Genomic DNA, 20,945 nt, shown 5'->3' with positions numbered 1-20,945 from the left:
TTTTGCCTTAAGCGATAGAGTCCATAACATCGCGTCTGGTTTTGACATCAAGTTCGAGAACCGCACCTGCTTCACTTACGTCGCAAGAGCTATGGCGTTCAAGAGCTGAGCCGATTATTAGTGGGATGTCAGAGAATCCAATTTTTTCATGTAAAAAGAGATCTACAGCAATTTCGTTAGCGGCGTTTAAGACGATAGGATGGCTTTGGCTCGCTGCAAAAGAGTCCGCTGCGAGTTTCAAGCAAGGGAAAACTTCAAGATCCGGTTTTTCGAAAGTTAAGGTCCCGATTTCAGCAAGGTTCAGCGGTTTAAGTTCAAGCGGCACTCTCTGCGGAAAACAGGTGCAGAATGCAATTGGAATCTGCATATCGGGAACTCCAAGATGGCCAAGCTGTGAACCGTCAACATACTCAACCAGAGAATGAATAATACTTTGCGGGTGAACAACAACATCGATTTGTTCTGGAGGCAAGCCGTATAGATGGCACGCTTCGATGAATTCCAATCCTTTATTCATAAGGGTTGCTGAATCGATACTGATTTTTGCGCCCATGTCCCAGTTTGGGTGATTCAGGGCCTGTTCACGGGTAACCTTTTCCAGAAATTCTTTACTCTTACCGCGGAATGGTCCGCCGGAAGCTGTTAGTATAAGCCTGCTTACATCTGCGCCATCATGGCCTGCGAGCCCTTGAAATAAAGCGTTGTGCTCAGAGTCTACGGGCAGGATGGTGGCTCCAGTCTCGTGGCAAACTGCGCGGATAATATGTCCACCGAGAACAAGGGATTCCTTGTTTGCGAGGGCTATCATCTTACCTTTTTTAGCTGCTGCCAGAGTAGGCTCAAATCCGGCTGCCCCAACAATTGAGGATAGGATTAGTGATGCTTCATCCAGTGAGGCAAGTGTTACGTAAGCTGATGGGCCTGTCAGTATTTCAGGTTTGTAGTCAGCAGGGAGTAATGCTTTAAGTTCTTTAGCTATTCCATCGGTAAGCACAGCTAAATATTTAGGACGGTGTTTTGTTGCCTGCTCCGCAAGGAGGGTGGCATTTCTTCCACCGGCCAGTGCTGTTATTTTAAAGAGATCAGGATGCTGCTCAATCACCTTCAGGGTGCTTGTGCCTATCGATCCTGTACAGCCAAGGATCGAAATGGTTCTAGGAAATGGAGGCAGTTCCGCTGTTGAAGGCCAAGGAGATATGTATGTTTTCAAAGTAGTATATCCGTCTTCTTAAGTTTCAAATGTTTATATAGTGTTTATTAAAAAAAGGCGTGTATTTGTCTTGCTAAAATATAAACTGGAAGGGCAAGAACAAGGCTGTCTATTCTGTCTAAAACTCCGCCGTGTCCCGGCAAAATGTTGCCGGAGTCTTTAATATCAAGCTTGCGTTTGAGAGCGGACTCAAAGAAATCACCCATTTGCGAAGCGATGTTTAAAGAGCCTGCGAGAATCACCCATGCAATAACGGAGGCATGACCGAGGAACAACCCGTATACCGTGCAGCAGATAACACAGGCTGTAAAGCCTCCGATTGATCCTGCCCATGATTTTTTAGGACTAATACGCGGCCATATTTTTTTCTTTCCAAAATATGTACCGGCATAAAAGGCTGCGGTGTCAGATGCAGATGATGACAGGAGAACAAATATTATTTCCCAGCTATTCATCGATGTTAAAAACTGCAATGTCAAAGGGATATAAATCAGGCCGGAGAAAAGAACCATGCTGTCATTATATGAAGTTCTTCCCGGGCTGGAGCTGTAGGAAAATAGGAATTTGAAATTAAAAACCCAAAAAAGTCCGAGCAATAAAACAAGCATCCATGTATGAGATGCTAGAGCTCCTGTTAAAACAATCGCTGCTCCAGATAGCATTCCCATCATTTTTGATAAAGAGCGTGATTCCTCTTTCCAGAACATTGAGTAAAATTCATGGAGCGCTATAACTGAAAAAATGGTTACTACGCTTACGAGGAATAGCCCTCCGAAATAAAGAGCAAGGAAAAGGACCGCGACGAGAGTCACTGATGTTATACAGCGTTGCTGCAAGGAGCTTAAGGGCATGTAATCCTCTGTTTAAATTTTTGCTAAGTTTAGCTTGTAAATTTAATTATATAATTCAGAAATTAAATTATCATCTTTGTCTGTTTAAATTATAAAGGAAGCTTGTATGCAAAGTCGGAATAAGCTTCCTTTTTAACTTTTAGTTTAATTGCAAAAAACTGTAAATTTATAATCCATTAATAGTTAACGGGCAACCCGTAGAACCCTATTTTTCAAGATTAGTTGCACCATTTGTAAAATAATAAATAAAAGAATGTAAATTCGGCAAAGACGGCCTAGTTGGCTTTGCATGTATAGGTCTTTTACAGATAATATCTGCGCAAATATAATGATATGTGCTCAGTTGTCCGAAGAGTTTTTACAAAAAGTAAAATGAAATATCCAATAATCATGAGATTAAGTTCTTGAATTGCTTGTAGCTAATGAGTTTTATAGGTATAGCTTATATATAAAAGTTTTTGGGGGATGTTTTGAAAAAGAAGATTGCCGGGATAAATAAGGCTAGCTTAGTAGATGTAGAAATGCTTCTGCAAGATACAATTGCCAATTCTTCGTGCGCCAAGTGCCAAAAAACACTGAAGGAAGTTACTCGTCCAATTCTTTCATCCTTTACTGATATGTTCAGCGAACAGATGGATTTAGTTAGTAGGTTAACTGAAATAGGGCTAGCCCTATCCGGGGAAACTAGGCTTGAGCGTCTTTTGGAAATGATTGTTGATGAGGCTCGTGTTTTAACTAACGCGGACGCCGGAACACTTTATATTGTTGATAAAGATAACCGCAAACTTGAATTTTCGATTCTGCAAAATGATACGATGAAAGTTCGGATGGGTGGAACAAGTGGCAATGAAATAACCCTTCCTCCGGTCCCTCTATATAATGCTGGCAAAAAGCCTAATAAATCTCATGTCTCCGCATATTGTGCTCTCACAGGCGAAACTGTTAATATTGCTGACGTTTATAAAGCTGAGGGTTTCGATTTTACTGGGCCTCGAAAATATGATGAGGCAACTGGTTATAATTCGAAATCCATGCTCGTTTTGGCTCTTAAAAATCATGAGCAGGATATAATCGGAGTATTGCAGCTTCTGAATGCTCTCGATGAGAATGGCGAAGTTGTGGAATTTTCCTCTGATGTTGTTGATATCGTCGGATCTTTAGCATCTCAGGCAGCTATTGCTCTTACTAATGCTCAACTTATACAGGGTCTTAAAGATCTTCTGTATTCTGTAATCCAAAGCATAGCTGCAGCTATTGATGCCAAATCTCCCTATACGAACGGGCATATTGAGAGAGTCGTGATTCTTACCATGATGATTGCTGAGAAAGTCAACAGCACAGATACTGGTAAATACGCTGATCAACGTTTTTCAAGGGATGAACTTGAAGAGCTTAAGCTTGCAGCTTGGATGCATGATGTTGGTAAAATTTCTATCCCTGAGCATGTGGTTGACAAATCCACAAAGCTAGAGACTATTTATGATCGTGTTGAGCTTGTAGATAATCGTTTCAAATTGATTGCAGAGATCTTAAAAAATAAACAGCTGACAGAGACTATTGAAGTCTTATCTAATGGTGCTGATCCAGAAAAAATTTCAGAAATAGAAATGCGCTATGCTGCTGATTTGAAGCAATTTGAAGATGACAGGATCTTTATCGCTTCTTGCAATATTCCTAATGAGTTTATGACTGACGAGCGAATTGAGCGCGTTTACGATATTGCAGGCCGTACATATGAGAGTGGCGGGAAAGAATTGAATTGGCTGACAGCTGATGAGCTTGAAAATTTATGTATTCGCAAAGGGACCCTGACGAATCGTGAGCGTAAAATTATTGAGAGTCATGCAGCTATTACTCTTGAAATGCTTTCAAGGCTTCCGTTTCCCAAGAGGCTTACTCGTGTTCCTGAATATGCTGCAGGGCATCACGAAAAGCCGGATGGTTCAGGTTATCCTAAAGGTCTGTCCGGTGATGACCTTCCGCTACAGTCCCGTATTATGGCGGTCGCAGATATATTTGAAGCTTTAACAGCTAAAGATAGGCCGTACAAAAAACCAATGAAGCTCAGTCAGGCAATTAAAATTCTAGGCTTCATGAAAAAAGATGGACACATTGATTCTGACGTTTACCAGCTTTTTCTCGATTCCGAGCTTTATATGGAATATGCGAAGGAACAGCTTGATCCTTCGCAATTAGATGATAATAATTAAATTATCTCTTTTTGTTATTGTTATCCCAGTGTTTCAAAACCGTATTTATTGTTCTGAGTCTTGCTACTTTTCTCGCAATATCAACGAGAGCTAACTTGATAAGACTGTTCCTGTCCGGGTGCATGTATTCACCTGTTAGATTCAGTGCGTATGCTTCTGGTGGGTCATATTCAACGCCTAGAAAATCTCCATTAATATCCGCCATAGCGATGTATTGCTCGTAGTCATCATCATAAGTTATGGTTAGCTCTGATAATCCGATAACGACATAGTCGACCATATTTTCTCGAGCAATAATAATTATTTCACCCTCAGTCACGTCTTGTTGCTGCGTTGCATAAGATCTTTTGCAAGAGTCCTGTAGAAAACCTGAAATCATTCTGTCCTGATGTGTTTCGAATCCTGCCTCATTAAATTCCTGCTGCAAAGATTTATTCAGATTACGAATAAGGTTTTCACATTGCTGCGGGGAAAGATTTTCATTCTTGATTCTTGGCACCAAAGAAAATACAATAGTAGGCTTGCCAGCTTTCTCATAAACTTTAAGCCCGTCTTTTTCTTTACTGCTTGAGAAAGCACAAGTTGTTGTAACCAACACTAAAATGATACAAAGAATTGGTGATGCTAGAAAGCGCAGTAGATTCATAAGTTTTCTTCCTTAACGTTTGCATGAATTGAGGTCTGATAATGCGTTAATCAGGCTGTTATATAAATGAACATCTGATACCTTGGTATGCCTTTTAGACATCTGAACTTCAACAGCTTTTATACACTTAATTTTTTCACCACCACCTTCTAGGTAGCAGGCTGTAGTATAATTCCGTTCAATAAATGGGCCGAGGTCCACATCTTTTACGCCGGTTTTGATGGATATTGCATATTTAATTTCAGGTTCAGGCATTCTCATTTTTGTGGAATATACATTGTCGCGCTCTGAAAAACCTTTTTCACTTCCCTGTTGAAAAGATACTCCGAACATAGCAACTGAAGCATGTAAGCCTCTGCGGATTGCCGGAAATCTTGTTTTGGGAGGAAGCACAAGGTGCTCTTCAGATAGAGCTTGTGCTGCTAGCATTTGTGCCAGTGCTTTATACTTCTTTGTATCTTCGATCCTCTTTGCAGTGCCCTTTGAAATCGTTATATCATTAACAGAGCATGTTCTAGTGGCAAAGAGGTAGTCCATGTCCGCTAAGCAGTTGCCGAGAGATTCCTGTGCATTTGGCTTAAGAGTTTTTTTGTCCTTAAAAAAGTTTACAATTGCAAAGCGGATTTGTCCGGCCAGCGGTTCAAGGCTAAAATTTTTAGTCTTGTTCAAATAGGGAACTGAAATCAGTAACGGCGCAGAGTATACGAGCGACTCAGATTGGGCCTGAAACAACAAAAAATTCATCCCGATGTAGACACTGCCTTTGTATAAGCTTTCATCCGCAGATCCATACTCGTCGACAAATGAAATCACGTTATCCACAAAAAGAAGCGGAATCAGGATGGCTTCAGCATCAAATTTTGTGTCGAAGCCAGCCTGTTTGATATTTACCCCAGCATTTTTTGCAGCAGCCCGTTCTAGAAAACCGAGAACTCCTTTTCGAAGTTCTTTTTTAAATTCTTTATCTTTAAGAATCTTATTCAGTTCTGCCTTATGTCTGTCATTATCTTTGTTGCGGACTTTGCCTATGGCGGAAGGCATAATGTAAAGGTCTTTCGCTTCAGCGCAATGACCGCTCATAAAGAGTAAAATGAGAGCTAGAATAGGGTATAATTTCAGGTTCATATTATTACCACTTATGCGTTTCTACAGACTCACTTTGCTCGTGCTCTTTAAGCTCTTCGCTAGTTTTTTTGGATGCTTCACTTTCTTCTCTTAGGTCTTCAGCAGAGTGATTAACATCCCTCATCGAGTTCTGAGCTGTTTCAGCATTTTTAAAACTACATCCCGCCATAAGGAGCATTGCCGCTAAACAAAGAATTACTACTTTAAACTTTTTCATAAAAACCTCTTAAATGTTTATTAGTCCAGAACATCTTCAGCCAAGGCAACAGATTCAGCTTTCTTTTCCATAACCTCAAAGCCTTCTTCAGCCTGTTTTGCATAGGTGTTTTGAAGCCTTTCGCTAAGCTTTACTTTTTTTTCATAATATGATTCGAGCATTGTCGTAACTTGAGTGTTTTTACGGCGTGCTGTCATCAGAATGGAGTTGATATCCATCCCTTGCTTGCTGATTATAGATGAATTTTTTTCTATGTATTCATAATCTTCATTGAAATCAGAAAGTAGTGAAGTTAAGTCCGACACCTGTTCCTGAATTTCCATGATGCGGGGGATCGCAGCTAAAGCTGCAAATGGATTTGATTGAACGTTACTTAACTGTGCGACAAGTTGTGACGCTGAAATTGCGAGAACTCCAAGCTGTTTAGTCGCTTCAACTGTAAGTGGTCCTGCCTTTTCTTCAAAAGCCATAATAGCCCGATCAATACCGAGGATTACCTTGTTGGATTTCTGTATGCTAAAATCATACATGGCATTAGATGCATGAATATTATTAGAAAAATCTCTGATTATGGAATCCAAATTTTGGAGCTGGCTAGCATTAAGTTTTGAGAAAGAGGCCGCTTCTGCCTTAATCTGGGTTGCAAGATTTTTAAGCATTCTGCCATTCTCAGCAATCTTAACAGATGCGCTTTCGATAGTTGTTGTGGGTTCATAGGATAAATCGTTTATGAAAGCCTTTATGGATATTTTTTCCATACCGGTAGAACTTACACCGCGAGCAGTCTCAGAAGCGGTTTTGAAGTTCTGGTTCATGGTGTAAACTGTTTTTCCAATGAGAGATTGAAGCGCTCTTGTCTCATTTAATGAGGTAAGCATTTGCTCTCTTATCGCGATAGTAGTTTTAGCCAGTTCCTTAGATGTGTTTATTGTGTTGAGAATTCCTTTAAGTGCGTCATCAGAGTTTTGAGCTGGAGCAGCACCTCCATTTACAGAACCACCGGTAAATGCTGAAGCAAAGGCACCGAATAGGGTCAATGCACTGTCAGCTCCTGAAGGCTTTTTAGAGGTTGTTACCTTTTTCTTGGATGGCTTGTAATATGAAGATTTTGTGGTCGTTTTGCTTGTAGTTGCACTGCTGCTACTCGCACTACTGCGCATTGCTGGTGCGGATGATTTGACAGTCACGATCTTTGTTTTCGCAATTGGATTACTTGGGTCTGCAACGCATAAATCTGCGATTACGTAACCTTCAAAATATTCGCCTTTGATTTTATAAAAATTATTTTCGAATCCTAAAATATCGAAAGTTGTGCTTGGCTTAATTTTCAAAACAGTCGCAGACGTTGCGGATGGAGCATTGTGGATTGAAACGTAATCCTTATTTCTTCCTTGGGTTCCAAGGTAGTTTTCGAAATCTAAGTGGATAAGTTTATGAAAAACAAAACCGGATGTCCCCGTATTATCGGAGCGTTTAACTTGATACCAATTTTTGTTTTTGCCTATGATCTCAACTTGAGACCCTTTTTGAAGGACATCTACAATTTGTGACTTTGAGGATGCTTTTGCACGGACATTACTTTTAAAGACAGATGTCCCTGTTACAATTGGAGTAATTATCACCGTCTGAGTTTGAACTTGTGATTGAACTGAGTCATGCGGTGAAGGTTTCTTTGTGGGTATGCATCCTGCAAAAAGAAAACTGGCTGAAAGTAGTAGGCAACAGAATAGTCTTAACCGCATAAAAGGTCTCCCCTAAAACTTTTTATTAAGTATCATTTATAAAATCTTAATGATGACGTATGTTCATGAGCAATACTGTAGAGCGTAATATGAAATTTTAAGTATGACAGTATTCGCTTTATAAGTTCTTAATATTCACACATTTTTAAAATAAAATAAAGGGGCAGGTTATATTATTTAACCAACTATTTTAAAATAAAAAGCCCCTCAAACAGTTGTTATACTGTGAGGAGCTTTTTGATTTTATCTTTAAAACAGTCGGTTATACTTGTTCTCCGGTTTTACCAAAACGACGTTGTCTTTTAGTAAAGTCATTAAGTGCTTTTTCAAGCTCTTCCGGAGTAAAGTCCGGCCAGAAAACGTCTGTAAAGTAAAGTTCAGAGTACGCTGCTTGAAATAGCAAATAGTTTGAGAGCCTTTGCTCTCCGCTAGTGCGGATAATTAAATCCGGGTCGGGCTGACCTGCTGTATACAAGTTTTCGGACAGCGTTTCTTCAGTAATTTGCTCTGCTTTCATTCCGGCAGATATCATTTTTTTACAAGCGCGAACCAATTCATCCCTGCCTGAATAATTAAGCGCAAGGTTGAGAGTCATCGAGCTGCAATGCTGAGTCTTTTTCATGGTGTGGGCAACGACCTGTTTTACGCCGAATGGAAAATCAGAAAGTTCTCCGAGTACATTCAGGCGTATGTCCTGTTCACACAGGCTGAGCAGTTCATTTTTTAAAAAAACTGTCAACAGGCTGAAGAGTTGAGCAATTTCGTCTTTTGGTCTGGCCCAGTTTTCCTTGGAAAACGTGTAAAGGGTCAGATGCTTAATGCCAAGTTTCCGGCATTTTGTGACAATTGCTTTTGCTGCTTCAGTTCCGGCTTTGTGGCCATCGCTGCGCGATAGCCCCTTAGCCTTTGCCCACCTTCCATTGCCATCCATAATAATGGCTAAATGTCGGGGCATCATTTCGTTAAATTTCCATGATTTCCTTATCTTTGGCCGCGAGGAGCTCATCACATTTTTTGACGTATACGTCTGTGAGCTTCTGAACGCGGTCCTGTGCATCATGCATCTCATCTGAAGAAATATCTTTATCTTTTTCGAGCTTCTTCAGTGTCTCATTCATATCGCGGCGTACATTGCGGAGAGCCACTTTTGAATCTTCAGTAAATTTCTTAGCAATTTTACCTAAATCCTTACGGCGTTCCTCAGTTAACGGAGGAATGCAGATGCGAATTAGCTTACCGTCATTTACCGGATTAAGACCGAGGTCTGATTTCAATAGAGCTTTGTCAATTAAGGCGAAAGCTCCTTTATCCCATGGCTGGATAGTAATAGTACGTGAGTCGGGTACAGCCACTGACGCAACCTGATTAATCGGAGTCGGTGTTCCGTAGTAATCAACCATGATGTGATCGATCAGTCCGGTTGAAGCTCTTCCTGTGCGTAGTCTTACAAAGTCGCCTTCGAGACTAGTTAGTGCTCCGTCCATTCTTTTTGTGCCATCGTCTATAACTTCATTAATCATCATTTCCTCCGTGAACTAGTGTTCCGATCTTTTCACCTCTGACAACCCTAGTGATATTACCTTGTTCGAAAAGGTTAAAGACAATTATCGGCATGTTGTTATCCATAGCCAGAGAAATGGCTGTGGAATCCATGACTCCAAGTCTTTTTTCAAGAGTTTCAATATAGGTGATAGATTCGTATTTTACAGCATCGTCGTATTTCATTGGGTCTTTGTCGTAGACACCGTCAACTTTGGTCGCCTTGACAATTGCTTCTACTTTCAGCTCCATAGCTCTAAGAGCGGCAGCTGTATCCGTTGTGAAAAAGGGATTTCCAGTTCCGGCTGCACAAATAACAACACGGCCTTTTTCAAGGTGGCGAATAGCTCTGCGGCGAACATACGGTTCAGCAACAGCCTGCATAGGAATAGCAGAGAGGACCCTAGTGTCGCAATCCAATTTTTCGAGAGCATCCTGAACAGCTAGTGCGTTCATAATGGTTGCAAGCATTCCCATGTAGTCTGCAGAAGCTCTATCCATACCTTTTGCTGACGCTGATAGTCCACGAAAAATGTTTCCGCCACCGATAACTAAAGCTATCTGAACTCCTGTTTTTGAAACAGCAGCAATTTCTTCACAAAATTTGTTGATAGTAGCAGGATCGACTCCAAACTGCTGTTCTCCAGCAAGTGCTTCACCACTGAGTTTGATCATTACTCGTGAATAGCGCAATTTGTCCATAGTTTACCCCGTTTTTCAGCGGACATTGTCCGGTTATGAGTAGAAGCAGATCCGGATAAGCTAGCATCGTGAGCTGAGGGAGAAGTGCTCCCCGCTAATGCTTCCGGTCACATTAACTTGATGTCTTTTGAATTCTGTATGAGTTCGGTTGTAACAGAAAATCTGCGCATTTGAACCCGGTCTGGTAAAATTGTTCCCAAAAAAACTCAAATTCTTACGGACAACATGTCTGTATTGAATTTGAGCTGAAATATTTATCCATCGCTGGTGCCTCTTCAAGTCTTGTCGATTGAATAATCGCTAAGGTGAAGTGTTTCCTGCGTGGTTGTGAGGCTATGTTGGGAAAATCGTATTTTACCAAGTTTATCCTTCTGCAAGGTTGTTGCCAAGCATTTGGTTACAGGGCAAAAAAAACGGGCCTTTCGGCCCGTTTTTTATTCGGTCTTTATTCTGCTTCGGCTTCTTCTTCTGCTGCACCAGTTGCTGTTTCAGCAAGGTTGATGCGGGCAAATCGTCCGATCTGCATGTTCTCTCCGAGAATGGCGATTGCGTCATTCACGAGATCCTGAATTGTCTTCTTGTCGTCCTTGATGAAAGGCTGGTCAAGCAAACAAACTTCTTTACAGTATTTTTTGATGCGTCCTGCGACCATCTTTTCTGCGATATTTGCAGGTTTACCTTCAGCAATTGCCTGCTGTAAGTAAATTTCTTTTTCTTTTTCGAGAATATCCTGAGGAAGTTCTTCTGAGCTTACACAAATAGGGCTGGTTGCAGCAATCTGCATAGCAACGTCTTTAGTGAGCTGAATGAACTGATCAGATTTAGCAACAAAGTCAGTTTCGCATTTGATTTCTACGAGAACGCCGAGTTTGCCATTGTTGTGCATGTATGTGCCAACAAGTCCTTCGCTGGTTGCGCGGCCAGCTTTCTTAGCTGCTTTTGCAAGTCCTTTTTCACGAAGGTATTTGATAGCTTTTTCTTCATTGCCATCGCACTCTGAAAGAGCTTTTTTACAATCCATCATACCTACGCCAGTTATTTCGCGTAGGGATTTTACCATCTGAGCAGTAACAGCCATGACTATTTAGCCTCCTTAGCAGCTTCTTCAGCTTTCGCTGCAGGAGCTTCTTCTACTTTAGCTTCAACTTTAGCTTCAACTTTTGCTTCAACTTTAGCTTCTACAGGAGCTACAGGAGCAGCTTCTTTCTTAGGAGCAGCTTTCTTTGGAGCAGCAGCTTTTTCAGTTGCTTTAGTTTTTTCAGCTTCGATTTCGTTGTCTTCTTTGCGGCGAGCTGCGCCTTCAAGACAAGCATCAGCCATGTGGGCTGCGAAGAGTTTGATAGCACGGATTGCATCATCATTACCTGGAATGATGTAGTCAACCATGTCTGGGTCACAGTTAGAGTCAACAACTGCAACTACAGGAATGCCTAATTTGCGACATTCCAAAATAGCGATATGTTCACGCTTGGGGTCAATGACGAATGCAACAGCAGGCGCACCGTTAAGGTCTTTGATGCCGCCGAGTGCGAGGGTAAGTTTCTTAACCTCACGACCCATCATTACGATTTCTTTTTTAGGAAAACGTTTGATAGTGCCGTCTCCGAACATTTCTTCAAGGTTTTTAAGACGTTCGATACGACCTTTAATGGTCTGGAAGTTAGTAAGTGTTCCACCCATCCAGCGGTGAGTTACGTGAAACATACCTGCGCGGGTTGCTTCAGCTGCGATGGATTCCTGAGCCTGACGTTTTGTTCCGATGAAAAGTACTTTTCCACCATCAGCAACAGCGTCAGAAATAAAGTCGTGAGCTTTACGGAAAAGCTTCACAGTCTGCTGGAGGTCCATAATGTGGATCCCGTTACGTGCGCCAAAGATGTAAGGACGCATTTTAGGATTCCATCTACGAGTCTGGTGACCGAAATGGACGCCTGTTTCCAGCATTTGCTTCATAGTTACGTAAGCCATAATAAATCTCCTGGGTTTTTCCTCCATCTCGGTATCAATAGACTTCATAACAACTATGAAGCACCCTTATTTGACCGAGATGTGCGAATTTAGCTCCGCACAACTACGGGAAAAATGATCTGAAATCAAGTCCCTGTGCGAGCAAAAGAAAAATACTTTGAAAAAAAACTTGTTTTAATTATTAAAAATTCTGAGATCTTATTGAACCGGAGTCTGGATAGATTCGTCTTTAACTACTGAATTTGTTAGTATTCCAACGCCTTCAATATCAACTTGAACCTCGTCTCCAGCCGTTAACGGCCCAATTCCAGGGGGAGTCCCTGTCAGGATAATATCTCCTGGAGCTATTGTCATGATCCGGGAAATGAAGCTGATCAGTTCTGCCGGCGTATAGATCATGTCCGAAGTCTTGCCTTCCTGCCTGACTTTTCCATTTACAATCGTCCTCAGTGTCAGTGAGCTAGGGTCGGGAATACTTGTTTCAATACTTGGGCCGATTGGTGCAAAAGTATCAAACCCTTTGGCTCTTGCGAAAAGTTTATCTTTCTTCTGAAGGTCGCGAGCTGTAACATCGTTAGCACAGGTGTAGCCGAATATGTGTTTATGTGCATTCTCGGGGGTGATGTTCTTTCCCGTCTGACCAATAACAACTGCAAGTTCACCTTCGTAATCTACATGCTCGGACATGGATGGGAGGACAATATTATCTCTATTGCCGATAATTGCCGATGGAGGTTTGAAGAAAATCATTGGCTCTTTAGGCATGTCCATATTCAGTTCTTTAGCATGTTCTTTATAGTTCAGACCTACGCAAATAATTTTAGATGGCACAACAATCGGTAGAATTATACATTTGTCAGCAGGGATAGTTTCTAGTTCGTGTTGTCCCGCAATAAGAGGCTTGAAAACATTTCCGTCTTCATGCGTTGCGTAAAAAATTGCATCGTTATGTTTAATTCTGAATACTTTCATTATAAACCTTAACCTCTTTGTGATTAAAAACGCTTTAATGTATCATGAACGAAAATAAAAATCATGTATCTAAATTACTCATTTTCTACGCAGCTATACTTCGCATCGCGAGTCACGTTCCTGTGCTTCATTTCCTGTAAGGGATATAATAAGAGGTATAACTACCGGGTCGCGACCAAGAACTTTGCGGAAAAATCTTCTTAATGCTGAACGGATTCTTTCTTTCAGCTTAATAGTCTGTCCCGGAGGAATGTTTTCGAAGACATCCAGTATGATGCACTTCGCATCTTCTAGGAGGTGTGAGTATTTTTTTTCGAAGACGAATCCTTTGGATGTAACTTCCGGTCCGCGTAGAATTTCGCCAGTATTTTCATCAATAATGATGGTTACTACAACTAGTCCTTCGCCCGCTAAAAGCTGGCGTTCTTTAATGACGCTCTGGCCGACATCTCCGACGCCTTTGCCGTCAACAAGTGTGCACTCAGCGTTCACGGTGTTCTCTAAGCGAATTCCGTGAGTCAAAAATGTGATTGGCTCGCCGTCTTCAATTACCAAAGATTTTTCTACAGCAACGCCTGTTTCCACAGCCAATCTTGAGTGCTTAACGAGGTGTCTGTATTCTCCATGAACCGGAATAAAATATTTAGGCTTTACTGTTTCCAGCATAGTACGAAGTTCTTCCTTGTGCGCATGACCGGAAGCATGGATGCCATGTTTGCGTTCATGAAGGACTTCAGCTCCGAGCTTATATAGATTGTTAATGACCTTGGTAATGGCTTTGGTATTGCCTGGGATGCAGCGAGAAGACATGAGAACTAGATCACCTTCATGGATCCTTAGCTGACGATGTTCTCCTGTGGAAAGTCTTGCTAAGGCTGCGAGGCTTTCGCCCTGTGACCCTGTGACCAACAGAACAATTTCGTGGTCGTGGTAGTAGGGCAGGTCATCTGGTTCTACTATCGAAGATGATGAAATCTGCAACTGGCCCATATCACGAGCTAGATCAATATTGCGTGCAAGTGATCTGCCGCTGATCCCTACCTTGCGTCCGGTTTCTTCTGCTAGGTCGAATATTTCCTGCATGCGCTGAATATGGCTTGAAAATAGAGTTACTAGAATTCGTCCTTCAGCTTTTTCAAAAAGTCCTTTCATGGAAGCTTTTATGTCACGTTCGGTAAGGGCATATCCATCCTGCTCAACATTTGTTGAGTCGGAGAAAAGAAGGGTAGCGCCTTGTTCAGAAAATTTCCTAAATGCTTCAAGGTCCGTTCCGTGGCCATCCAGTGGATTTCTATCAATCTTGAAATCTCCAGTGTGAACAACACGCCCGACCGGAGTTTCAATTCCAAGTCCGAATCCATCAACAATAGAATGACAAACCGGGAAGAAGTTAAAAGCTAAATCACCAAGATCAACTCTGTCGTACGGTTTTACTTCTCTTAGATCTACGTAGTCGAGAAGATTATGCTCTTGAAGTTTGTTTTTGACTAAACCGAGTGTGAAGCTTGATCCATAAATAGGTACATTAATGTATGGAAGGAGCCACGGCAGAGCGCCGATGTGGTCTTCGTGCCCGTGCGTTAGAATAATCGCCTTGAGACGATCCTTATTCGCTAAGATATGATCAAATCGCGGAATAGCTATATCTACTCCGAAAAGAGCTTGATCAGGGAATTGAAGGCCGCAGTCTATGACAACAACTGATTCAGGAGTACTCAGCATCATGCAGTTAAGGCCGATTTCTCCAAGGCCCCCGAGTGGACATACCGTCAGTTGCGGTTCATTCATTTCTCATCTCCGCATATGCCTTTTCCATGGCATCCTGCAAAATTCCTTTGACTTTTTCCCTGTCTCGTACGGTGTACTGAGTGGTGTCAATCGGAGGGAGAGCTTTAATTTTAATTTTCTGGCCCGGGCTTGCAATGAGTTTTCCTTTGTAGAGAAATTTTTCGGGCCCCACCATTAAAATTGGAGCTATAGGTTTCTGACATTTTAGCGCCAGAATCATGCCGCCTGTTTTAAAAGGCAACAACTTGTTGGGGTTCGGATTGCGTGTGCCTTCAGGGAAAATTAGTGGAGAATGACCGCTGTTTGCCACTTCAACGGCATGTTGAATGTCTTTCATGCCCTGTCTGCGGTTTTCTCTATCGATTGAAATGTGTTTTCCTGCTGCCATCGCATGACCAAAGATGGGAAAATCAAATAAGGATTTCTTGGCAACAAATTTAAACTGCCACGGGCTTAAGTAATGGAACAAAAGTGGAATATCGAAAAAACTCTGGTGATTGACCATGAAGACGTAAGTTTGATTCTCGTCGAGCTCGCTGAGGTCTACGTCAAATTCACAGCCGCTGCTGTCGAGCATGGCTTTGCCCCAAGTCCGTTCACTCCAGTGGAAATTTTTTTGGGTTTTTGAAAAAATTATTACGAGGGAGTAAAAAATAGTAAGAGGAAAGAACAGCATGTAGAAATATATAAGTCTTAGCATTGTGTGGTTGTATTTATTGTGCGTGTTAAAAGGTTCGTAGCTCAAAAGAGAAACTACATTATTTTATATAACAACCCACTTGATAGAGCAATTTACCGCGGGAAACAAGGGGAGAAAATAAAAACAAAAAAAGTTCAGATAAATGGATGGTTATGGGAAAATAAACAGGCCATCCACTATTTGTGAATGGCCTGTTTTAGGGCTTTGTTCGCTTAAGTTAATCTTCAGATGCCGTTTGGCTATTGGCTATAATTTTTTCTGCAATCTGGGGCGGACACTCTTCGTAATGGGAAAGTTCCATAGTGAAGGTTCCCTGTCCTCCTGTCATTGAACGCAGATCTGGAGCGTATTGAAGTATTTCAGACATAGGAACATGCGCTTTAACCTCAGTAACTCCAAGGCTTGAATCAGAGCCGAGAACTTTTCCTCTGCGGCTGGACAGGTCACCGATAATGTCACCCATGAATTCGTCTGGAACCTCAACGTTAATATTCATTAAAGGCTCAAGAAGTGATACTCCGGCAGATTCACATGCTTTTTTAAAAGCCATTGATCCGGCAACCTTAAATGCCATTTCAGATGAATCAACCGCATGGTACGTTCCATCATAAAGAGTGACCTTGAAATCGATGATAGGTGCACCCGCCAAAAAACCTCTAGCAGCAGCTTCCTGAACTCCTTTGTCCACAGCGGGGATGTATTGCTTGGGAACAACTCCACCTACGATGGAATTTACAAATTCATAGCCGATACCCTTTTCGCTCGGTTCAAGTCTAATCCAGCAATCCCCGAACTGTCCGCGACCTCCTGACTGCTTTTTATAGCGGCCCTGAACTTCCGCAGTCCCTTTTACTGTTTCTCGGTATGGAACTTTCGGAGTTTTCAGCACAATATCAGTTTTATAGCGGCGTCTGGCTTTTTCTACTGAGATTTCAATATGGTTCTGGCCCATGCCTGAGAGCAGGATGTCGCCTGATTCTATGTCTCGGGATAAGGTTAAATTAATGTCTTCCACAAGGAGCTTCATTATTGCTTGGAAAACTTTGTCTTCCTCACCTTTTTCGGCTGGAGCAAGCGCAAAAGTTATAAGCTGTGGTGCGACTAAAGGTTTTGCGAGTTCAAATGGCTCTTTTTCATCGCAAAGAGTATCGCCTGTGAAGGTTTCTTTTAATTTAGCGAGTGTGATGATTCCACCGGGGCCGACCGGATCTTTTGCCGGAGTCTGGTTTTTGCCGTTCAGCACTTGAATGGTTCCAAGTCTTTCTTTAGATTCTCGGCCGGGGTTGATAAGAGTCAGATCTCCAGAAACCGTTCCGGAAAGAACACGGCAAACTGTCAGTTGTCCGGCAAAGGGGTCCGCGAGAGTTTTGAAGACAAAACATGCAACGGGGCCGTCTGGATCAGATGCTCTGGTTGTGCCGTCTTCGCTTATCCAGTCCTTGTGTTCTAGTGGAGAGGGGAGGTAGTTTTGAATCATGCTCAGCAGGAAAGATCCGCTTTTATTTTCTAATGCGGAGCCAACACATACTGGAAATAGGGTTCTGTTTTTTACGCCCGAAGTTAGGCCTTTTGTGATCTCCTCGGCAGTGAGATCACCTTCTTCGAGGTATTTTTCCATGAGTTCTTCATCGCTTTCTGCGATGGTTTCAACCATGGTTTCGCGGATAATTTCGATTTCATCAGCTATGTCTTCCGGAATTTCTCCTTTTGATAGCTTGCCGTTTTCATCGAACATATACGCTATGCTAGAGAGCATATCTACAACGCCTTTAAAATTTTCCTTGCTTCCTATCGGATACTGGAGCAGTACGGGGCTGATGCCGAGTGAAGAGTTTAGGCTGCCGAAAGCAGAGTCAAAATCTGCGCGATCACGGTCCATTTTATTTATGAAAATTACTGTGGGAAGACCGGCTTTCTCTATTGCCGTCCATGCTTTGCGCGAAAGGGGTTTAACTCCATCCACGGCATCGATGGTGAAGATAGCTCCATCAGCTGCGGTTAATGAATAAGGAAGGTCTCCGCAAAAATTGGGATCACCGGGAGTGTCGATCAGGTAATGATTGTTCTTCTTCCATTTATAGCCTGCAAAGCCAGGCTGGATTGATCCGCGACGCTTAATTTCTTCAGGTTCGTTGTCTAGGGCTGTTGTTCCTTCTTCAATTTTACCTAGACGGTCAACGACTCCAGCGTTAAATAATAGCATCTCTGCGGTTGATGTTTTACCACAACCGCTATGGCCTACAAGTGCATAAGTCCGTTGGTTTTTTAAGGCTTCCGACATTCACAACTCCGTTTCTCTGAATGTTCACCTAGCCGGAACAAAAGTCCCTGCTTCGGGCACAATATTGCAACTTATACTTCTACATGGTTAACACATATTGAGACACTAACGCTAACATGTCAAGCGCATAGAATAGATGAATGTTGTTTGCTAAATGACCTGTTATAAAGATAAAAAAATGAATTTAATTCGGAGGTAACGAGAGTGATTGAATCTCAAATATATAGTTTTGCTCCCTTGGAAATTGACTGTTCGGGCGAATGGATGCTTTATCCTTCCTCATCTGATGGAGATTTTAAAGCTTCCATCATGGCTGCAGGGCAGCTTGTTCCGGTGCTTGTTGAAATCGATGGCTCCAAGGCTAAACTAATTGCCGGAAGGTCCCGCGTTGCCGCGGCCGAATCCCTTGGACTTAGTGTTAAAGCTGTCGCAGTTAAAGCTGGAGACGATGTTTCGCGGGCACTTATTCATTTAGAAGAAAATCGTTCAAGGGTTGCGGATGATGCTCTTAAACTTTCTGTATTTAGATATTTATACACTCGCATGGATAAAAAAGAATTGTCTCAGCGAGTCGGACCACTTTTAGGAATTAAGCCAAAAGCTCGCGATATGAAACTTTGGCTGGAGTGGATGGAACTTTCCCATGATTTTGATGGCGTGCTTAAAGACGGCAATATCCCGCTGGCAGCTGTTACTGTGCTTTCAAAATTATCTGATGATGATAAAGCCACAGTTCTTCCATATTTTCAGAATCTGGGCTGGTCCCGTTCAAATGCAGTGAATTTTCTCACTTGGCTTTACGAAACATCTAGACGCGACTCGAAACCAGTCGCAACTATTCTTGAAGAAAACGATTTGCCGCTTGCCCGTGAGAATGAGTCTCCCAAGGATGGCGTTGCAAGGCTTTGTAAATCTGCCAAACAGATTCGTTATCCCGCCTTTAGTGAGCTTCTTAAAGCGCAGGAGAAAATTGTTTCCGAAATATGTGTCGGAACAAAATGGCGTGTTGAATCTGTCGGGAATTTTGAAACTGGTGAAGTGATGCTTCAGACCCGTTTCAAATCACGGGAAGTCATGCAAAGGGCCATTGAAGATCTCAGCTCCATTCAGAAGTCAGGCGGGTGGGATGAGCTTTTTGAACTCGGCAGGGAAAAATAATGGATAGCAAAATTAAGATTCCCTCTCATCTTAAAGGGATTGAAAAAATTTATGTAGACCAGACAATGGTAGATGCTCCGCTCACCAAACGAGTTACAAGCCGTTTGCCAGATCTTCCAGTCGAAGTCGTTGATCCGGAAAACTTCCCGCATAATGAGCAAGGGGAAGGGCAGTCCCTTTATCTAAAAGAGTACAAAGGTAAGTTTCTACGTTTCTGTCCCGGAACTCGTTACTACCATTGTTGCGGATATCGAATTATTCATATCGGTGAAAATTGTCCTATGGCGTGTTCGTACTGTATTTTACAGGCATATTTTCAGGATAAAGTTCTTAAAGTCTGGGCTAACCAAGGCGATCTTTTCGATGAATTAGGGCAAGCTTTTTCCGCTGATCCTGGCGCTCGTTTCCGCGTAGGAACAGGTGAATTTACCGATTCACTCGCTCTCGAAGCCGCGACAGGTTACAGCCGCGATCTCGTAGAATTTTTACAAGATTATCCAAACGTAGCTCTTGAGCTTAAATCCAAAGTGATTGACCTGTCATGGATGGATGTCGTTAAACGGACTGACAGGATTTTACCTGCATGGTCACTCAACGCGCCATTTGTGAACGAGCACGAAGAGTTTGGAGTCTCCTCATTAAAAGAAAGACTTGAAGCCGCTAAGGTTTGCGCCGATGCAGGATTCAGGGTTTGCTTGCACTTTGATCCAATAATTCGTTTTGATGGTTGGCGCGAAGGTTATGCAGAAATAGTAGACATGATATTTGATTACCTGAAACCTGAGAACATCGCTTATCTGAGCATGGGATCTTTCAGGCATATGCCGCACCTTAAGCCCATAATCGAACGTAATTTTCCCGAGACGACCTACATTTTTGACGAGTACATAATCGGAAATGACAACAAAGTTCGTTTATTACGACCACTCAGGATGCGTCAGTTTAAGTTCATAGTCGACAGGCTTCGCAAGCACGGAATGGACAAGCAGATGTATTTCTGCATGGAATCTACCGAAAATTGGCAGGACGTATTCGGCTATACTCCAAAAGATCTTGGCGGACTTGGAAAGCATTTAATGTCGCAGGCTTTTGGAGATTAGGTGTTTGTCTCCGACGGGCAGGACTTTGCCCCTTGCATCCCCATCAAAGGGGATAATCCCCTTTGGAAACCTTATTAGGGGGGGAGTGGGCTTTTTTGAGTTAGGGAGTCTGGGGGTTTTTTTGGGAAGGAATGGGAATTAAAGCTTAAGTTGGTTTTATTTCTGGTGGTTATTTGAAATACTTAATAAGTTGATGTATTAGATTTTTAAAGGGGGATTTTATAATGTCCTTACAAGATTACCAAACTCGTATTGATCGGATACAGAAAGGGATTGGCAAGGCTTTTGCCGATAGCCCTTTCATGTTTAATATTCCTGGCAAATCTATCGCTTTGAAAATTGATCCATATTATTATGTTGCTTTCGAACCTTCCTTTACAGAAAGTTTGAGCAAATTTAGTGTGATGCTAAAAAAGAATGTGCGAGATACTTTGGTGCGTACCGGTAATCTAGTTTCAGATCATGACACGCGTAACCCTTTGATAAAAATAAAGCTTAAATGGGGTGATCGCACTTATTCATTGAGTGCCTGTTTTGTGGAAGCTGAATTTATTGATCAGGCACTTAAGATGTATGGCGGGGTGGTCGGAGACATTGGTATTTCTGAGATGCAGATTCTTTCAAGTGAAAGAGAGAGATTAGAAAAATTATTCGGCGAGAGAACTCTTTTGCAGAATGTTGCGTTTACTGATTAAAGAATGTTTCGTTACAAAAAACCGCCAGAACAACAGTTCTA

Annotated in this window: 19 protein-coding genes; 4 read left to right on the top strand and 15 right to left on the bottom strand. The window is 42.1% G+C overall.

From position 1 onward, the window contains the following. Window positions 1–7 precede the first annotated feature (7 nt). Together BR06_RS0101910 and BR06_RS0101905 are read right to left on the bottom strand one after the other, a co-directional pair. Entirely contained in the window at window positions 8–1,210 is a 1,203-nt protein-coding gene (locus BR06_RS0101910) for a 1-deoxy-D-xylulose-5-phosphate reductoisomerase (protein WP_031479577.1), read from the bottom strand. 47 nt (window positions 1,211–1,257) lie between these two features. Then, complete coding sequence (locus BR06_RS0101905; RefSeq protein WP_031479575.1) at window positions 1,258–2,061, bottom strand: phosphatidate cytidylyltransferase; 804 nt, start codon at window positions 2,059–2,061, stop codon at window positions 1,258–1,260. Window positions 2,062–2,531: 470 nt separating this feature from the next. Between BR06_RS0101905 and BR06_RS0101900 the strand changes: the two genes are divergently transcribed. Beyond that, complete coding sequence (locus tag BR06_RS0101900) at window positions 2,532–4,271, top strand: HD family phosphohydrolase (RefSeq protein ID WP_031479573.1); 1,740 nt, start codon at window positions 2,532–2,534, stop codon at window positions 4,269–4,271. Window position 4,272: 1 nt separating this feature from the next. On the opposite strand, the gene BR06_RS0101895 is transcribed toward BR06_RS0101900, so the two are convergent. From BR06_RS0101895 to BR06_RS0101835, 13 genes are all read right to left on the bottom strand, one after another. Beyond that, window positions 4,273–4,917: a hypothetical protein gene (locus tag BR06_RS0101895; RefSeq protein WP_031479571.1), complete on the bottom strand. Its 645-nt coding sequence runs from the start codon at window positions 4,915–4,917 to the stop codon at window positions 4,273–4,275. Window positions 4,918–4,929: 12 nt separating this feature from the next. Continuing rightward, the gene (locus tag BR06_RS0101890) at window positions 4,930–6,042 is read right to left on the bottom strand and encodes a hypothetical protein (protein WP_031479569.1); all 1,113 of its coding nucleotides are present in this window, start codon (window positions 6,040–6,042) and stop codon (window positions 4,930–4,932) included. Window positions 6,043–6,046: 4 nt separating this feature from the next. Further along, window positions 6,047–6,259 carry a hypothetical protein gene (locus BR06_RS0101885; protein WP_031479567.1) on the bottom strand — a complete coding sequence of 71 codons (213 nt, stop codon included), beginning with the start codon at window positions 6,257–6,259 and terminating at the stop codon, window positions 6,047–6,049. Window positions 6,260–6,279: 20 nt separating this feature from the next. Beyond that, window positions 6,280–8,001: an SH3 domain-containing protein gene (locus BR06_RS0101880; RefSeq protein ID WP_031479565.1), complete on the bottom strand. Its 1,722-nt coding sequence runs from the start codon at window positions 7,999–8,001 to the stop codon at window positions 6,280–6,282. A 262-nt stretch (window positions 8,002–8,263) separates the two neighbouring features. Beyond that, window positions 8,264–8,959, bottom strand: a complete 696-nt coding sequence (uppS, locus tag BR06_RS0101875) for a polyprenyl diphosphate synthase (protein WP_031479563.1) — start codon at window positions 8,957–8,959, stop codon at window positions 8,264–8,266. 4 nt (window positions 8,960–8,963) lie between these two features. After that, a complete protein-coding gene (frr, locus tag BR06_RS0101870; RefSeq protein WP_031479561.1) occupies window positions 8,964–9,524 on the bottom strand; it encodes a ribosome recycling factor in 561 nt (186 codons plus the stop codon). Further along, the gene (gene pyrH, locus BR06_RS0101865) at window positions 9,514–10,242 is read right to left on the bottom strand and encodes a UMP kinase (protein WP_031479559.1); all 729 of its coding nucleotides are present in this window, start codon (window positions 10,240–10,242) and stop codon (window positions 9,514–9,516) included. Before pyrH ends, frr begins: the two co-directional genes overlap by 11 nt. Window positions 10,243–10,687: 445 nt before the next feature. Beyond that, window positions 10,688–11,320 (bottom strand): translation elongation factor Ts, encoded by a 633-nt coding sequence (tsf, locus tag BR06_RS0101860; RefSeq protein ID WP_031479557.1) that lies wholly within the window; start codon window positions 11,318–11,320, stop codon window positions 10,688–10,690. Between the two features lie 2 nt (window positions 11,321–11,322). After that, a complete protein-coding gene (rpsB, locus tag BR06_RS0101855; protein WP_031479555.1) occupies window positions 11,323–12,210 on the bottom strand; it encodes a 30S ribosomal protein S2 in 888 nt (295 codons plus the stop codon). Window positions 12,211–12,408: 198 nt separating this feature from the next. Further along, window positions 12,409–13,182: a fumarylacetoacetate hydrolase family protein gene (locus BR06_RS0101850; RefSeq protein WP_031479553.1), complete on the bottom strand. Its 774-nt coding sequence runs from the start codon at window positions 13,180–13,182 to the stop codon at window positions 12,409–12,411. Window positions 13,183–13,275: 93 nt separating this feature from the next. Then, complete coding sequence (locus BR06_RS0101845) at window positions 13,276–14,970, bottom strand: ribonuclease J (RefSeq protein WP_031479551.1); 1,695 nt, start codon at window positions 14,968–14,970, stop codon at window positions 13,276–13,278. Further along, on the bottom strand, window positions 14,963–15,547 hold the full coding sequence (locus BR06_RS0101840) for a lysophospholipid acyltransferase family protein (RefSeq protein ID WP_235727638.1): 585 nt from the start codon (window positions 15,545–15,547) through the stop codon (window positions 14,963–14,965). Before BR06_RS0101840 ends, BR06_RS0101845 begins: the two co-directional genes overlap by 8 nt. 340 nt (window positions 15,548–15,887) lie before the next feature. Continuing rightward, window positions 15,888–17,951: an elongation factor G gene (locus BR06_RS0101835; RefSeq protein ID WP_031479547.1), complete on the bottom strand. Its 2,064-nt coding sequence runs from the start codon at window positions 17,949–17,951 to the stop codon at window positions 15,888–15,890. Window positions 17,952–18,155: 204 nt separating this feature from the next. Here BR06_RS0101835 and BR06_RS0101830 point away from each other — a divergent pair, with 204 nt between their 5' ends. From BR06_RS0101830 to BR06_RS0101820, 3 genes are all read left to right on the top strand, one after another. Continuing rightward, entirely contained in the window at window positions 18,156–19,109 is a 954-nt protein-coding gene (locus BR06_RS0101830) for a ParB N-terminal domain-containing protein (RefSeq protein ID WP_031479545.1), read from the top strand. After that, the gene (locus BR06_RS0101825; protein WP_031479543.1) at window positions 19,109–20,209 is read left to right on the top strand and encodes an SPL family radical SAM protein; all 1,101 of its coding nucleotides are present in this window, start codon (window positions 19,109–19,111) and stop codon (window positions 20,207–20,209) included. The genes BR06_RS0101830 and BR06_RS0101825 overlap by 1 nt, the downstream gene beginning before the upstream one ends. 224 nt (window positions 20,210–20,433) lie before the next feature. After that, window positions 20,434–20,904, top strand: a complete 471-nt coding sequence (locus BR06_RS0101820) for a hypothetical protein (protein WP_031479541.1) — start codon at window positions 20,434–20,436, stop codon at window positions 20,902–20,904. The last annotated feature ends 41 nt before the right edge of the window (window positions 20,905–20,945 follow it).

Origin of the sequence: Maridesulfovibrio frigidus DSM 17176 (assembly GCF_000711735.1) — a bacterium.
Lineage (GTDB): Bacteria > Desulfobacterota > Desulfovibrionia > Desulfovibrionales > Desulfovibrionaceae > Maridesulfovibrio > Maridesulfovibrio frigidus.
This window is presented reverse-complemented; position numbering and strand designations above follow the sequence as displayed.

What these genes read in the sequence shown, in the direction of transcription:
- BR06_RS0101840 (WP_235727638.1), bottom strand. Translation starts at nt 15,547, where the DNA reads ATGCTCGACAGCAGCGGCTGTGAATTTGACGTAGACCTCAGCGAGCTC.
- BR06_RS0101845 (WP_031479551.1), bottom strand. Translation starts at nt 14,970, where the DNA reads ATGAATGAACCGCAACTGACGGTATGTCCACTCGGGGGCCTTGGAGAA.
- BR06_RS0101905 (WP_031479575.1), bottom strand. Translation starts at nt 2,061, where the DNA reads ATGCCCTTAAGCTCCTTGCAGCAACGCTGTATAACATCAGTGACTCTC.
- BR06_RS0101835 (WP_031479547.1), bottom strand. Translation starts at nt 17,951, where the DNA reads ATGTCGGAAGCCTTAAAAAACCAACGGACTTATGCACTTGTAGGCCAT.
- tsf (WP_031479557.1), bottom strand. Translation starts at nt 11,320, where the DNA reads ATGGCTGTTACTGCTCAGATGGTAAAATCCCTACGCGAAATAACTGGC.
- BR06_RS0101880 (WP_031479565.1), bottom strand. Translation starts at nt 8,001, where the DNA reads ATGCGGTTAAGACTATTCTGTTGCCTACTACTTTCAGCCAGTTTTCTT.
- BR06_RS0101820 (WP_031479541.1), top strand. Translation starts at nt 20,434, where the DNA reads ATGTCCTTACAAGATTACCAAACTCGTATTGATCGGATACAGAAAGGG.
- uppS (WP_031479563.1), bottom strand. Translation starts at nt 8,959, where the DNA reads ATGATGCCCCGACATTTAGCCATTATTATGGATGGCAATGGAAGGTGG.
- BR06_RS0101895 (WP_031479571.1), bottom strand. Translation starts at nt 4,917, where the DNA reads ATGAATCTACTGCGCTTTCTAGCATCACCAATTCTTTGTATCATTTTA.
- BR06_RS0101890 (WP_031479569.1), bottom strand. Translation starts at nt 6,042, where the DNA reads ATGAACCTGAAATTATACCCTATTCTAGCTCTCATTTTACTCTTTATG.
- BR06_RS0101825 (WP_031479543.1), top strand. Translation starts at nt 19,109, where the DNA reads ATGGATAGCAAAATTAAGATTCCCTCTCATCTTAAAGGGATTGAAAAA.
- frr (WP_031479561.1), bottom strand. Translation starts at nt 9,524, where the DNA reads ATGATGATTAATGAAGTTATAGACGATGGCACAAAAAGAATGGACGGA.
- BR06_RS0101885 (WP_031479567.1), bottom strand. Translation starts at nt 6,259, where the DNA reads ATGAAAAAGTTTAAAGTAGTAATTCTTTGTTTAGCGGCAATGCTCCTT.
- BR06_RS0101850 (WP_031479553.1), bottom strand. Translation starts at nt 13,182, where the DNA reads ATGAAAGTATTCAGAATTAAACATAACGATGCAATTTTTTACGCAACG.
- rpsB (WP_031479555.1), bottom strand. Translation starts at nt 12,210, where the DNA reads ATGGCTTACGTAACTATGAAGCAAATGCTGGAAACAGGCGTCCATTTC.
- pyrH (WP_031479559.1), bottom strand. Translation starts at nt 10,242, where the DNA reads ATGGACAAATTGCGCTATTCACGAGTAATGATCAAACTCAGTGGTGAA.